Source organism: Mucilaginibacter lappiensis, assembly GCF_900155965.1.
Taxonomy (GTDB): Bacteria; Bacteroidota; Bacteroidia; order Sphingobacteriales; family Sphingobacteriaceae; genus Mucilaginibacter; species Mucilaginibacter lappiensis.
In genome coordinates this window covers 63,322-78,635 of the sequence record NZ_FTMG01000006.1, presented here as the reverse complement: position 1 = coordinate 78,635, position 15,314 = coordinate 63,322, and the positions used below count along the sequence as shown (strand labels likewise).

Annotated in this window: 11 protein-coding genes; all 11 read right to left on the bottom strand. The window is 43.5% G+C overall.

The window, feature by feature from the left end:
- Positions 1-65 precede the first annotated feature (65 nt).
- Complete coding sequence (locus tag BW976_RS13295) at positions 66-1,187, bottom strand: efflux RND transporter periplasmic adaptor subunit (protein ID WP_084192185.1); 1,122 nt, start codon at positions 1,185-1,187, stop codon at positions 66-68.
- Between the two features lie 94 nt (positions 1,188-1,281).
- The gene (gene mgtA / locus BW976_RS13290; protein ID WP_084192184.1) at positions 1,282-3,993 is read right to left on the bottom strand and encodes a magnesium-translocating P-type ATPase; all 2,712 of its coding nucleotides are present in this window, start codon (positions 3,991-3,993) and stop codon (positions 1,282-1,284) included.
- Between the two features lie 10 nt (positions 3,994-4,003).
- Positions 4,004-4,549, bottom strand: coding sequence for a hypothetical protein (locus BW976_RS13285; RefSeq protein WP_076373792.1), 546 nt, complete (start codon positions 4,547-4,549; stop codon positions 4,004-4,006).
- Positions 4,550-4,557: 8 nt separating this feature from the next.
- Positions 4,558-5,265, bottom strand: a complete 708-nt coding sequence (locus BW976_RS13280; RefSeq protein WP_076373791.1) for an MgtC/SapB family protein — start codon at positions 5,263-5,265, stop codon at positions 4,558-4,560.
- Positions 5,266-5,652: 387 nt separating this feature from the next.
- Positions 5,653-7,020: a HAMP domain-containing sensor histidine kinase gene (locus BW976_RS13275; RefSeq protein WP_076373790.1), complete on the bottom strand. Its 1,368-nt coding sequence runs from the start codon at positions 7,018-7,020 to the stop codon at positions 5,653-5,655.
- On the bottom strand, positions 7,017-7,697 hold the full coding sequence (locus BW976_RS13270; protein ID WP_076373789.1) for a response regulator transcription factor: 681 nt from the start codon (positions 7,695-7,697) through the stop codon (positions 7,017-7,019). Before BW976_RS13270 ends, BW976_RS13275 begins: the two co-directional genes overlap by 4 nt.
- 248 nt (positions 7,698-7,945) lie before the next feature.
- Entirely contained in the window at positions 7,946-11,002 is a 3,057-nt protein-coding gene (locus BW976_RS13265) for an efflux RND transporter permease subunit (RefSeq protein ID WP_076373788.1), read from the bottom strand.
- Positions 10,999-11,943, bottom strand: coding sequence for an efflux RND transporter periplasmic adaptor subunit (locus tag BW976_RS13260; RefSeq protein WP_076373787.1), 945 nt, complete (start codon positions 11,941-11,943; stop codon positions 10,999-11,001). The genes BW976_RS13265 and BW976_RS13260 overlap by 4 nt, the downstream gene beginning before the upstream one ends.
- 1 nt (position 11,944) lies before the next feature.
- On the bottom strand, positions 11,945-13,180 hold the full coding sequence (locus tag BW976_RS13255) for a TolC family protein (protein WP_076373786.1): 1,236 nt from the start codon (positions 13,178-13,180) through the stop codon (positions 11,945-11,947).
- A gap of 146 nt (positions 13,181-13,326) precedes the next feature.
- Entirely contained in the window at positions 13,327-14,586 is a 1,260-nt protein-coding gene (locus tag BW976_RS13250; RefSeq protein WP_076373785.1) for a sensor histidine kinase, read from the bottom strand.
- The gene (locus BW976_RS13245) at positions 14,583-15,260 is read right to left on the bottom strand and encodes a response regulator transcription factor (RefSeq protein ID WP_076373995.1); all 678 of its coding nucleotides are present in this window, start codon (positions 15,258-15,260) and stop codon (positions 14,583-14,585) included. The genes BW976_RS13250 and BW976_RS13245 overlap by 4 nt, the downstream gene beginning before the upstream one ends.
- Positions 15,261-15,314: the final 54 nt, after the last annotated feature.

The following is a 15,314-nucleotide window of genomic DNA, read 5'->3' as shown; positions in this document are numbered from 1 at the left end:
CCGGTTTACCCATTCGGTTGCTGAACTTTAGCTCATGATGGTTTCATGTTGTATGAATTATAGGTTTACCGGGCTTCCAGTAAATAAAAACCACCTTCTGACAGAATCTCTTCGCCGCTTTTTAAGCCGGATGTGATAACTACGCGGTCATTGTCGTTTCCGCCGGTTACTACTTTTCGTTTAATATATTTTCCGTCTGGTGTAATCACAAAAACGAAGTTGGTACCGCTCATTTGTAACAGGGCAGTTTGGGGTATCAGTATGGCAGATGTAGGGGCGTCAATAAAATCTACGGTAGCGTACATACCGGGTTTAAGCGCATGATCATTGTTGTTGCACTCCATGAGTACTTGTACACTTCGGGTATCATCATCAACCATATCATTTACGTGATATACCTTGCCTTTAAGGTGTTTCCCCGGCAGGGCTGATACCTGGATATCGCACTCATCCTGTTGGTGTACATACCGGATGTCTTTTTCTTTAACCTGTCCGGCTATCCACACTTTTGATAAATCAGCAACGGTAGCCACGCTGGCGGCATCATCTTTTATAAATTGGCCCAGTACTACTTTGTTATCCACCACTTCGCCGGTAATGGGAGCGTGTACAATCAATGGCTGACCCAGGGAGAGTTTTTCAGGATCGGCTTTGAATATTTTAATACCGATAACGGCATTTTCGTACTCTTTCTTTTCAACCTCATAAGCAGTTTGGGCTTCTTCCATATCTTTTTGCGCACCTACACCATTGGCCATCAGATCCTGCTGCCGTTTTAAGGTTTTTTGAGTTTGCAGCATCTGTGATTTTTCCTGAAAAAAGATCTTTTGTGCGGTTATAAAATCCGGCGAGCTGATCTCAAATAAAGGAGTTGAAGGCGTGGTTTTCATGCCTAAGTGCAAATACGTTTTGGTAACTCTCCCCTGAAAAGGGGGCGCTATTTCGGCATACTGTGTTGGGATGGCTTTGATAACACCTGTTGTGATGATCTGTAAACGATAAGGCTCGTCTTTTAACGTAATTGTTTTAAGCCTGTCTTTTAGATGGGAGTGCGGGGGGATAGTAATGGTATCGCCCTTTACAGCAAATAAGTTAGCGGCCTGTTCTGTGTTATGTTCATGGCATGAGGCTGCCACCAGCCCTGTGCCTATAGCGCACAGGGCTACATAAAAATTGTTTTTCATCATGTTGAATTATAGGGGTTTAAATATGTTATGAGTGTTGTATTGCCGAACGGTCCTCCCCGGATCATTGTTCTTTGTTCCTGAAATCCTTATTCCATCAAAGCCATTGATCGAATTTTTTAATGTACCAGGTTTTGACCAATTGGGTGAGTATACAGTAGGCTGTCAGTATACCAATTAACCAGGGGAAATAGATCAGGGGCAAGGGCTGCATCTTTAAACTTTCGGCAAATGGCGAAAACGGGATCAGGATACCTATCACCATAATCAATGAGGTTAATGCAATGATGGGTGTGGTTGCCCAGCTTTGTATGAATGGTATTTTCCTTGTCCGGATCATGTGTACGATGAGGGTTTGGGACAATAAACCTTCGATAAACCATCCGCTTTGAAATAGCTGCTGATGAGCCGGACTATTGGCTTTGAATACAAAGAACATGACCGCAAAAGTGGCATAATCAAAAATGGAGCTGATGGGGCCGATGTACAGCATAAACCGGGTGATGCCCGAGGCATCCCATTTTTTGGGTTGCTCAATAAATTCCTCATCCATCGTATCCCAGGGAATAGATATCTGCGATACATCATACAGTAAATTCTGAATGAGGATCTGAACCGGGAGCATGGGCAGGAAAGGCAGGAAGGCACTTGCACCCAACATGCTGAACATGTTGCCAAAATTACTGCTGGCCGTCATTTTAATATATTTGATGATGTTGCCAAATGTCCTCCGGCCATAGATCACCCCTTTGCGCAAAACCATCAGATCTTTTTCGAGCAAAATGATGTCGGCACTTTCTTTGGCGATATCCACAGCGGTATCTACAGAGATACCAACATCGGCATCCCGTAAAGCGGCTGCATCGTTGATGCCATCGCCCATGAAACCAACGGTATGCCCTTTGGATTGCAATATTTTAACCACCCGTGATTTTTGTATGGGACTAAGTTTGGCCAGGATAGAAACATCATCGATCTGTTGTTTTAGTTCCTCATCGCTCATATGCTCCACTTCTCCACCAAGCAAGATCCTACTGTAGGGGATACCTACATCGCGGCAAATCTTTTTGGTGACGATCTCGTTGTCGCCGGTAAGTACTTTTACATTAACGCCAAGTTTCTGTAATGCCTCAATAGATGTTTTTGCCGATGGTTTTGCGGGATCAAGGAAGCCGATAAAACCGGTAAGGATCATGTCCTTTTCGTCATCTACAGAATAAGTAAGGGCGCGATCATCAAACTCTTTAATAGCCACCAGCAGAACCCTCAGACCTTCGGCATTTAACTTTTTAGAAGTATTGAGGATCATGTCTCGTCTGTTTTCATCCATCGGCATAATCTTGTCCGATTCTATGTGTAATTGTTTATCCTCGCCTGGATCAAAAGCGTAATTACACAAACCCAGCATTTCTTCTACAGCGCCTTTACAGATGAGCAAATGTTTGCCATTCCGTTGTTTTAAAATAACCGACATCCGCCGGCGCTGAAAATCAAAAGGGATCTCATCAACTTTTAAATAGTACTCTTCTACTTTTAGGTATTCATGAATTTCTATATGCTCCAGAACAGCCACATCCAATAAGTTTTTCAAACCGGTTTGATGAAAACTATTCAGGTAGGCCCACTTTAATACTTCTTCATCCTCATCGCCAAAAATGTTCAGGTGTTTTTCCAGCACAATTTTATCCATGGTTAGTGTGCCGGTTTTGTCGGTGCACAAAATGTCCATGGCTCCTATATTTTGAATGGCGCTAAGCCTTTTGATGATCACTTTTCTTTTGCTCATGTTAACGGCGCCCTTAGCCAGGTTCGCTGTTACAATCATGGGCAGCATTTCGGGTGTTAACCCTACTGCAACCGCAATGGCAAACAACAGCGCTTCCCACCAGTCGCCTTTAACAAACCCGTTAATCAGGAATATGAGGGGAACCATAACAATCATGAACCGGATAAGTAAATAGCTTACCTTATTTACCCCTTTGTCAAAACTTGTTTCTGCGCGTTTGCCAACGATGTCTTTGCTAAGCGAACCAAAATAGGTTTGATTACCAGTGTTTACGCTAATGGCCATAGCAGATCCGCTCACTACATTGGTACCCATAAAGCATATATTATCCAGCTCAACCAAGGGTTTACTTTCGGCATCGCGCACTGATAAGCTCCGTTTTTCAACAGGTAAAGATTCTCCCGTTAACATGGCCTGGCTTACAAAAAGATCTTTGGATTGCATGATGCGGCAATCTGCCGGGATCATATCCCCGGCCGAAAGAAATACAATATCGCCCGGTACCAGTTTTTTAATATCGAATTCCTTTTTACCAACCGGTTTCCGTAAAACGGTTGCCGTGGTGGTAACCATGCTTTTAAGCTGTTCGGCCGCCCGATTACTCCGGTACTCCTGAACAAAGCGTAATAGGGCGCTTGTCATCACCATAATGCCCACCATGAGCACGGTTTTATAATCAGCCTCCCCGGGTTTGGCCAGCCAAACATCCAGTATAAATGATATGGCAGCAATAATGAGCAGGATACCGATAAAGGGGTTGATAAAAGCCTCAACCAGTTGTTTGAACCAGGACGGTGCTTTTTCATGATGCACTTCATTCAAGCCAAACCTTTCCAAACGATCCTTAGCCTGGGCCAATGACAAACCATTCAGACTGCTATCTAGCATGGCCAGGGAAAAATCCAGGTCATGGGATGAAGCATTCTTGAGTTTGGTTGCAGCGGCTTCTTCATTGCCGTTCAACAGTATCTTTTTTCCGTCAGCTGCCACTTTTTTTAGTGAGGGTTTATTTATAGTCAGCATTCTTTAATATTTATAGAGTCTTTAAAATGAGTATTAATGTCCCGGCCAGTAACATTCCGGTACAGGTAAAGCGAATGAAGCGGAGGGGTTTATAGAGCTGCAAGCGGCCTAGTATAACGCCTGTATTCAGAAAGATCAGAATAGCACCGACCAACCAGTAGTTTAGTCGCTGATCATGAATATTTAACCATTGCACAGCTACGCTAAATATGAAAACATACATAGAGGTGCTGAAAGCAAGTAGTAAAAGGTTGTCCGGTGTATAGCTGATCACCGGATGAGTGATCTTTTGCTGAAAAAGCTCCCGGCAGATATTAATAGCTACAGATAGCAGTAGACCCGTGCCCAGTAAATAGTTACCGGTTGAGTAATGCGCCCAGGCTCCAACGAAGTTACCCAGCCATAGCATTTGATACTGGACTATAAAAAGCAGCAACAAGATGATAACCCATTTCCTGTTGGATATAGAAGCTGTTTTGCTCAGGGTTAATCCGGCTATCATCAGGTTATCAGCAGCTATGCCTATGGCTATCAATATAATGGCGTATAGTATCATTTTAGTTTTTACAGATCGTTTTCATGGCCGGCTTTATTCCAGCTTACTTCATAAACCTGGTGCTCTATGGTAAGCCGGCCCGCTATTTTTTCCATGGTTGCATCTTCATTGCCATTGGCCAGGATCTCGGCGGTGATAAAAGCTATGCTGCTATCATTATCGTCGGTACTTTTCAGCGAACGAAGCAGGATCTTTTCATCATGATTGGTAAACTGTAGCAGCAATACCCGGAGATGATTTTCGACTTCCTGTCTGCATTTAATAATGATGAGGTAGTGCACCGGAACCGAAGTATCCTTATGGATAGGCAGGCGGCTAAGCCGGGCACCAAGCGGGCGCATTACTATATGAGTGAGGATAATAAATGCCGACCCGATACAGGCTTCTGCAATAAAACCTGTACCACAGAACGCGCCAACGGCAGCCGAACACCACAGGGTAGCAGCAGTATTTAAACCCCTGATGTTAACACCATCTTTCATGATTACACCTGCCCCCAGGAAGCCTATACCACTCACCACGTAAGAGGTTACGCGCCCGGTGGCATCACCCCCTATCTTTGCCGCTAAGGCCACAAACATACTTGCCCCCAGGGCTACCAGCATATTGGTGCGCAGACCTGCCATCCGTTGCCGCCACTGACGCTCGGTACCGATCACGGCGCCGAGTATAAAGGCGATGGTTAGCCTTAAGGTGAAATCATAAATTGTGAGCATGGCGAATCCTCCTTCTTTTCTTTAGTTTTTGGTAATCGAAGAGTTCGCCCGCAGGGCTGCTGAAAAAGATCTGGTTAGAAAATACCTCTTGTTCTGCACCGTTATTTGTAGCGGGCATATGGTTTGAACTTCCACCATCTCCCAGATAGTGGTGGTTCAATTTGCTGAAAGTCAGAAATTTGAACATAACGCTGTTGTTGTGCCGGCCTCATCAGCATAACAGGGTTATGTAATAGGCGGGCGGTTAACTATTAAATACTAAATACGATTCGGGGCCTGAGTCCATCTGTTGTTTTTTTATTGTGCAGCAAAAGTAAGGCGACTTTTTGAAAAAGGCCGTTAGAGGAGAAACAGAAATTTATTAGAAATTTATTAGAAAAATAAAGGCTAAACGTGGAGGAGCGTTATGCTAAAAGTGCTGCCTTTATTTTCTGTAGAGGCAACAGTAATACTGCCTCCATGCATGGAGATTATTTTATCGGTTAAGGATAAGCCTATACCATTTCCCCAGGTAAAATCCTTATTGGTTCCCCGATAAAATTCCGAGAAAATATGTGGTAGGTCCTGTGGCTTAATACCTATGCCTTTGTCCTTAAAGGCCAGGATCACCTTGTCATGCAAATAAGTGATAGTTACGGTGCACAGATGGTCGGGCGAGAATTTGCAGGCGTTTTCCATGAGGTTGATAAATGCCACTTTTAAAAGATATTCATTCCCCATCACAGAAATATTGTCATCATTTTCTATTTCCTGCTCAAATAACACATCCACATTAAAACCATCCATTGTTTTGATAACGGTTTCCCGGGCATCCATTAATAATTCATCAACCCGCAGCTCTTTCATCCTGATCTCCCTTTGATCGAAGTTAGCTTTGGCCAGATCAAGCAATCCGTTGGATAGTTTTACTAATCTTTTGGCATCATGCAGCGATAAGCGGATCACCTCTTTATATTCCGTTATGGAACGGTCTTTTATCAGGGCTAGTTGTAATTCCCCAACCACTGTAGCCAGCGGTGTCCGGAGTTCATGAGAAATGTTGTTGACAAAGCTTTTCTGCGCGTTAAAAGAGTTCTCCAACCGGTCGAGCATTTGGTTAAAGGTGATGGCCAGTTCACCAATTTCATCTTTTTCACTCTTAACAGGCACACGCATATCCAGGCGGGTAGCCGTAATTTCCTTTACATTATCGATGATCTCGGCAACAGGTTTCAAGGCCCTGCCGGCAAAGTAATAGCCGGCAATTACGGTAAAACAGATAATGATGATAAAGGACAGGATCAGCGTGTTTTTTAGCTCTCCCAGGCGTTTAATCCCGTATTCGTCATTAGCGGCGGCTGTAAGGACGTAGTTTTTACCATGATGTATATATAAAAGCCCAACTACCTGCAAACTACCCTGGTCAAATGTGATCTCTTTTTGCTGAACAATCTGATCGATCATTTTCCTGGTTTCTTTTACTTTATCAATTTGCACCGCATCATGATATAATAAATTAAAGGAGGTATCGTAAACGGCCACTTCTTCCTCAAACAAGGAGTTAGCGGAATTTTTATAGATCAATTGCAATACCGAGGGGGCAACTTTAGCATCAAAGAGTAGGTTAGCTTTGGTTATCGCCTCTCTTTTAAGTTGTTTGTAATATTCGTCCTTACGGGTTTGTGCCGAAGAAAGGTATATGAATATAGAAAACGCGAGCAGGAGTACCCCGAACAGTACTAAAAACAACAATAAAAGTTGATTCCTGATCTTCATCCTTCTTTGAAAATAAAACCCATGCCGGGCTTAGTGTGTATGAGTTTAGTGGCGAAGTTTTTATCGATCTTTTTTCGGAGATAATTGATATATACATCAATAAAATTGGTGCCTGAATCAAAAGTGTCCCAAACTTTTTCAGCTATCTCAGTTCTCGATAAAACACGCTGGGCGTTCTTCATCATATATTCCAATAAGCGAAATTCTTTGGGGGTTAGGTCAATCACCTCGCTGTTTCTGCTCACGATCTTGGTTTGCAAATTCATTTCCAGATCGGCAAAGCGCAAAATGAAGCCCTGATTAAAAGTATTGTTATTTTGACTCCGGTTGGTTAACGCGCGGATGCGGGCATGAAGTTCCCGGAAATCAAAAGGTTTTACGAGGTAGTCATTGGCTCCGGCGTCAAAACCTTCCACTTTATCATCGGTAGTACCTAAGGCTGTCAGCATAATGATGGGAATGTCTGGCCTTGAGCTTCGTATTTCCTTACACAGATCTATCCCATTGATTTTGGGAAGAATGATATCCATCAGAATGAGATCAAACTCTTTTGATAAGGATATTTTTTTCCCCATCTCCCCGTCGTATGCAAGCGTTATCTGGAAGCCATGCTCTTCAAGACCTTTTTTGATCAGCTCGGCTACTCTTTGTTCATCTTCAATAACGAGTATATGCATAGGGGTATAATTTACCTGCAAATCTCTGTATAATATTTGAAAAAGCTCAGCATCTGTTTAGGGTGATAACTTATGAAGCGGTAGCAAAACTAAAAAAGGGTGTCATGCTGAGCCCGTCGAAGCATGGTGGGCAGGCCTTTGCGCTCGACCCTTCAACGGGCTCAGGGTGACAGTCCCTCTTTTTCGAACATGTTTACCTCTCTGTTTTTTCATATGCTATTACCCTTGCAAGTGACTGCTACGTTAAACTATGTAGTTGTCGGCGGATGAACAAATGTATAATTACGGTAAAGCAGCCATAACATGCTAGGTAATACAATCAACAATAATGGCAATGCCGCCAGGAAACCACCAATAACTGCAATGGCCAGGGGTTGGTGTAACTGGGCACCCGCGCCTATGCCCAGGGCCAATGGCATCAGTGCAATAATAGCTCCAAGGGCCGTCATTAGTTTGGGGCGTAAACGGGTGGAGATAGAATAAATAATAGCCTCGTTGATATTATTATGTTTGGTGCTTTCCCTAAACTGCCAAAAGGTAAAAATGGCATTTTCGCCAATGATACCTACAATCATGATTAAGCCGGTGTAACTGCCCACGTTTAACGGGGTTTTAGTTAACCACAAAGCCAGGAAGCTGCCGCCAATACCTAATACGGCTACTACCAGGATAAGCAACGCAATGCGGAATTGTTTGAACAGGAAAAGGATCACACCAAAAACCAGCAGGCTTGAGGTAATGAGGATGATCAACAGTTCTTTAAATGATTGTTGCTGTTCGGCATAAGCGCCTCCATATTCTACGTGGTATCCGGGTGGAAGATTGATGGCGCTAATGTTTTTTTTGATGGCAGGCATAACCGAGCCCAGATCCACATTATCCAGCCGGGCGCTGATAACGCCCATGGCCTGCAGGTTTTCGCGTTGTACCTCCGCATCACCTTGTCTTAGTTCTACATTGGCCAACTGACTGATAGGCAAAGGTTTGCCATTGGGTAAAAAGACGGTTAGTTTTTTAAGACTGGCTACATCTAAAGAGCGGTTGCCTGGATACACCATGCGAATAGGTGATTGCTGTTCTTTCTCAAACAAACTACCTATCACATTGCCTTGTAATGCCGATTGTACCTGTGTTTGCAGATTGGCGGGTGTAAGGTTGTATTGTGCCAGTCTGGTATAATCAGGTACAATATTTACCGAAGGACCGGCAATCACGATGCCATCAAATACATCGGCGGTACCTTTTACGCTGCTTACAGTGGCTGCTATTTGTTTGGATAGCTGTTGTAATTTAATTTGGTCGTCCCCAAAAACTTTAATCTCGATGGGTTGTGTAGATGTCATCAGGTCACCCAGCATATCACCTATCACTTGTCCAAAATCTACCCTCAGAGCTGGTTGGGTCGATTCAATTTTCTGCCGCAGATCGCCGATCACTTCTTCGGTAGTTTTATCGTGACCTTTTTTGAGCTGAATGAGGTAATCGCCGGTGTTGGGCTCGGTTATAAAAAAACCCATTTGTGTGCCCGTTCTGCGAGAATAGGCGGCAACTTCGGGATCTTTAATGATGATCTTTTCGATGTCGCGCAGCATACGATCGGTTTCTTCGAGTGAGGTGCCGGGAGGCGAAGTATAATCCAATACGATACTGCCTTCATCCATGTCCGGTAAAAAGCCCGTTTTTAATCCCGCCGGTATGAAAATAATGATGGCGGCAAGTGCCAGCATCATGATGATACTCAAATAAGGGCGTAATATAAAAAACGATACCCAACGCTGTCTTTTTACACCGTGCGCTTCTTTAACCTGCACACTATTGGTTTGTTGGTTGCGGGTTAGCAACAGGTATATGACCGGTAAGCCTATCCAGGTTACAAAAAAGGAGCAAACCAAGGTAATGATCATGGTGTTGGTCATTACCTTAAAGTAGGCCCCGGCAACGCCCGTCATCATAACGAATGGGATGAAAATAACAATGGTGCTAATGGACGAGCCCACCATGGCCGGAAAGAGGTAATCGACAGCCCGCTGAAGCAGTGTTAGCGTGGGTTCTTCGGGGTGTTCCTCATGCGTACGGTGAATCTGCTCCACCACAACTATGGCATCATCAATAATGAGGCCTATGGCTGCTGCTATGGCACCCAGGGTCATGATGTTAAATGTATAACCCAGCGCGTACAGAACAATCAGGGTTAAACAAAGTGTAACCGGTATGGTGATCAGTATAGTGGTGCTGGCCTTTACCGATCTTAAAAAAATAATGGCCACAATAATAGCAAGCGCCAGCCCAATCCATAAACTATCGCTTACGCTTTTTACGGAAGCGTTTACAAAATCGGCCTGAACATAATACGGCTTTATAGTTACACCCGCGGGGAGTATCTTTTGGAGGTCAGCAACCTTTTGGGTCATCGCATCAGACAAGTCGATCAAATTAGCGTTGGGTTGTTTGATCACCGCGATCAAGACACCCTCGTGGCCGTTGGCGTTTACTTTGGTGTACTCAATGCCTGGATTGATCTGTATACTGCCGATGTCTTTGAGTTGTATTACCCGTTTACGGTTATTACTGATCACCAGGTTTTCCAACTGTTGACTGGTATTTACAGAAGCATCCGTAACAGTAAGATACAGCATTTTATAGTCGGACAGATAGCCTTCTGACTTGATAAAACCTGTTTGGGCCAGGGTATTGGTGATAATATCTGGGGTAAGGCCCAGGGAACCCATCTTTTGGGTATTAAGCACCAGCCAATACTCTTTAGTTTTACCGCCGATAACCCTTATCTCGGATACACCATCTACCTGCGAAAGAAAGGGTTTTACGGTATAGGTAGCCAGTTGTTTTAACTCAATGGGCGATTTGCTATGACTCTCCAGCGTGTAACCACTTACCGGCAGGATAGAGGGGTTCATTTTTTCGACACTGATGTTCACCTCAGGCGGCAGATCATTTTTGATCTGGTCTATACGCGATTGGATCTGTTGCTGGCTTAGGTCAATATCCGCGTCCCAGTTCATAAAGGCCGAAATTTCACAGCTTCCGCGGCTGGTAGTACTGCGTACATATTGCAGGTTAGGTACCTGCTTAACGGCATTCTCCAGCGGTTTGGTCACCGTGATCATCATTTTATTTACCGGCTGTAAACCGGCATCGGCTATGATCTTGATCTTGGGGAAAGTGATTTCCGGGAACAGGGAGGTTTGTAAGCGTGAATAAGCAAAGCCACCACCCAGCAATATGATGAACAGCATCAGACTGATAGGCTTTTTATGGGTGATGAAAAAGTTGTTCAGGTTCTTCATGGCTTCACAATTTTCACTTTGGCGGTATCTGCCAATCCATAATTACCTGTAATCACGATTCTATCAGCTGGCCCAAACTTTGGCGAAAGTATTTCTACCTGGCTCTTAGTTTCGATACCCTTTTGTACCGGTACCTTGATAGCGGTAGTATCACTAATGAGTTTCATCACCCAAAAATCGGTTTGCGTTTCATTGGTTAATACGGCCGATTTTGGTAGTGAGGGTACATTGCTTTTTGCCGATTTAATGATATGCGCCCGGGCTACCAGATTTTCCGGAATCGGATCGGCGCTGTTAACCTTGATTACAACCCCCTGTGTTTGCGATAGCGTATCAACCGAAGGCAAAACCGACGCTACACGACCGCTGAGCGTGCGGCCACCCGGTAATGTGAGCATAATATCCTGGTTGTTACGTAAGGTGCTTTGAAGCTCATAAGGTAGCTGCATCACAAAAGCGAAGCTTTCTTTATCGCTTATGGCGGCTAATTGTTCGCCGTCCTGTACATAATCTCCAACCTGGTGCAGTAGTTGAGTAATATAGCCGCTACTTGCCGCCTTAATACGGTTTACCCCCGAAAACTTAAAGGTGGTATCCAGCACATTGATGGTGTTGCCAATGCTTTGCGCCTCTTTTGTTTTAATGGTGAACAACAGCTGCCCGGCGTTTACATACTGCCCTGGTTTTATATATACTTTTTGTATGTAACCTATCGCATTGGCCTTTACATAACTTTTTTGCATAAATGATGAAGTGGCGTTCAGGCTTATAGAATCGGCCATTGTCCCATTGCTGATGGAGGTTACCGTAACTGGTGTTTGTGATTGTACGGGGGCATCATCAGCGGCAGCGGTGTCATGATTGCATGCCGATACCGTTAATACCAGGCATGCACATGAAAGCGCTAAAAGTTTAAAATATGTTGATGATAAATTCTTCATATTATCGGTTCCAGTAGTTGAGTTGGTTAATGAGCAGCAATCTGCTAATGGTATTTTGGGTAAGCAGGTTACGGATAGTGAGATAATTATTGATGGCCAATATCAGATCAGCCATCCGGAGATCGCCGGTTTGCAGTAGTTTGGTATCCACCTTTATTAAAGTTTCTGAGTATTTGAACTGGGTATTAATGTCGGCTATCAGGTTGTCGTAACCATCTATCTGCTGGTTCAGCTGGATGATCTGCTGGCTGTATTGCTGAGCAAAAAAGCTCTTATAGTTTTTGCGCGATTCTTCTTGCAGCGAAAGTTTTTTGTAAGATAGCTTACGCTGTCCGCCATCGTAAATAGGTACGGTAAGGCTAAAACCAACACTGGTTCCAAAATGTTTATAATAGAGGGCGGTGAGGTCGGAATTATAACCACCATCGGCAAAGGCTTTTATCTGGGGTTTGTAGCTGTAGTCGATCAGTTTACGGGTATTGAGCAAGCGCAGACTGTCAAGGGCATATTGTCTGAAAAATATACTGTTAGTTTTGTCGGCAGTGATAGCCCTTTGCAGTGTCGGTTTTTGTATTTCGGTAACCGTGGTATCTGTAACACCTGCCAGGTAATTGAGCGTCGCGTGATCTGTTTTATATTGGAGTGTGGCCTGCGAAAGCTGCAACTGTGCCTGTTTTAAGGTAACCAGGAAAGTAAGGTAATCACTCTGGTGATAAACATTGTTGCGGGTGAGCTTTTTAAGCAGGTCTTCTTCGCTGCTCAGCAGGGTTACCACTTCTTTATTAAATTTTACCTGTTGTAAACTTCCGTAAGCGGCTATATATTGCGCGGCAATAGTACGGCGCAAGTCCTGCTCAGAGAGTTTAATGTTATTGCGTAAGGAATCGCGCTGAAAACCGATACCTGCATACTGGGCATTCAGATAATTATTACTGATGAAGGATTTATTTACAGATAATAAAGCATTAAGGGTTTGTCCATTGGTAATAGGCTGTGAATAGCCATAACCATGAATAACGGGTGCATACAAACCTGCACTCCCGGCAGTAACCTGTGGTTTTAATCCCGCTTTTATGCGAACGCTATCCAGTTGCGCCGATAATATTTGATTGTTGAGGTCCTTCAACAGCGGGCTATTCTTTACAGCTACCTGTAAGTAATCGTCCAGTGTTTTTTGCTGTGCAAAGCAAAAAGAACTCATCATTAAGCATAGTAGTGATACGATTAGATGTTTCATAATTTAAGATACCCATACCGGTTATTCAGATAGGGGTTAAGCTCAGCGACCAATAGTTTAAATCTAAGCTTTATAATATTAATCTTTAACAGTTTGAATATAATTCCATTTCTTCAACGTTGCTAAGCTAAATGTCAATTCTGTAATTATTCTGAAACAGTAAAGTTTACTGTAAATTGGTGGGAGTTTTTATTAAACTGATATTGCAGAGCAAAACCATAATTATTACAGATCTGCCTGCAAATGGTAAGACCTAATCCAATACCTTCAGAAGCAGAAGATTTTTGAAAGCGTTTAAAAACCCGCTCAATATCTATCTCCCCGTCTTTGCCGGTATTGCTGATGCGGAGTTGCTGCTGATCAAGCGTAACGCTGATAGAACCACCCGGCAAGTTATGCCTGATGGCATTGCTGAGCAGGTTGTTTACCAGCACTTCCATTAATAGGAGGCTGGCGTTAACCTCACAATCGGTAAGCTGAGTAACCAGTTTGATATTTAAACTGCCCAGGAGTTCCTCATATTGGTAGAAGCTTGCGCTGAGTAATTCTTTCAGGTTAACGATTTGCTGGTCATGTATCAATCCGTTCTCAATTTTGGTGAGTAACAGCATCGATTTGTTTAGCCTGGTTAAGCGGGCAACCGTATTGTAAATATCATTAAGCAGTTTGCTTTGCGGATCAGAAAATTGTCCGGTTTGCACTAAGGTATCCAGCTTGGAATTGATGACAGATATGGGGGTCATTAATTCATGCGCGGCATTCTCGGTAAAAGCTTTCAGGTTAAGATAATCGTCCTTAGCCTTGGTGGCCATGATGCCTACGGCTTGATCGAGTTCGGTAAATTCATCAATGGTGGAAGGTACAGAAGCCACGGTTTTGTCTTCGGCCAGATTGAATACTTTGAGCTGATTAAGTATGGTATAAAAAGGTTGCCACATGCGCCTTAATATCAATCGGTTTGATAAAAACAGCGCGATTACCAAAATAAAAATAAGTACAATGGTGATCAGGAAAACATCCCCTATAAGATCCTCGGTTTCTACGGTAGATTGTATAACGGTTATTTTATATAGTTGGGAGCCCACCATCACTGATGTGATAATGGCACGGGCAGGTTCCAGGTCTTGCTCCTTGGTATCCCGGTAGGAGGTGTCAATAAATTTTCTTTTAACCCGGCTATCAGCAGGTGTGAAAATGATTTCCTGGTGATTGGTCCGGAATACCTGTGGCAGATGATGATTAAGCTGCACATAATCAAATACCTCGCGTTCCTCTACCACCAGGGCCTTATCAACCTGGTGGGTAAGAATGGCATGGATAGTGAAATAATAAATAACGCCTGTAACCAGCATAATGACTACTGTTACGCTGATGTTGATGCGGTTGTATTTGTCCAGAAGCTTCATGCTTCGGTAAACTTGTAACCCATGCCGTAGGCGGCTTGTATATAATCCTTGCCGCCTGCTTCCACCATTTTTTTGCGGATGTTTTTGATGTGCGAATAAATAAAATCAAAATTATCGGCAATATCTATACTATCGCCCCAAAGGTGTTCTGCGATGGCACTTTTTGAGACCACTTTGCCTTTATTGGCTATAAAGTATAAAAGTAAACTGTACTCTTTACGGGTAAATTTAACCAAGACCTGGTTGATCTTCACCTCTTTTGCAGTGAGGTCAATAAAAATCTCATGCAGGGTAAGGATGTTGTTGCCATTAAACGCTTTACGACGAACAATAGCCGCAACGCGGGCTCTCAATTCCGAGAGGTGGAAGGGTTTGGTGAGATAATCATCTGCACCCAGATCAAGTCCCGTGAGGCGGTCGTCCAGCGAGTTTTTGGCCGAAATGATCAAGACACCATCGGCCTGTTGCCCGGCTTTCAGGTGTTTTAATATATCCAGGCCATTACCATTAGGGAGCGTAATATCCAGCACAATGCAATCATACCGGTAAAGATTAACCTTAGACATGGCCGAAGAAAAATCGTATGCCGTTTCGCAGATATTACCCTCCTCGGTAAAGTATGCTTCAATACTTTCCCTCAGCCCCGCTTCATCTTCTATGATTAATAATTTCAAGCTTTTTTCTTTAAAATTAGGACTTAATTTAATAGAAACTTTGTAAAATAAACA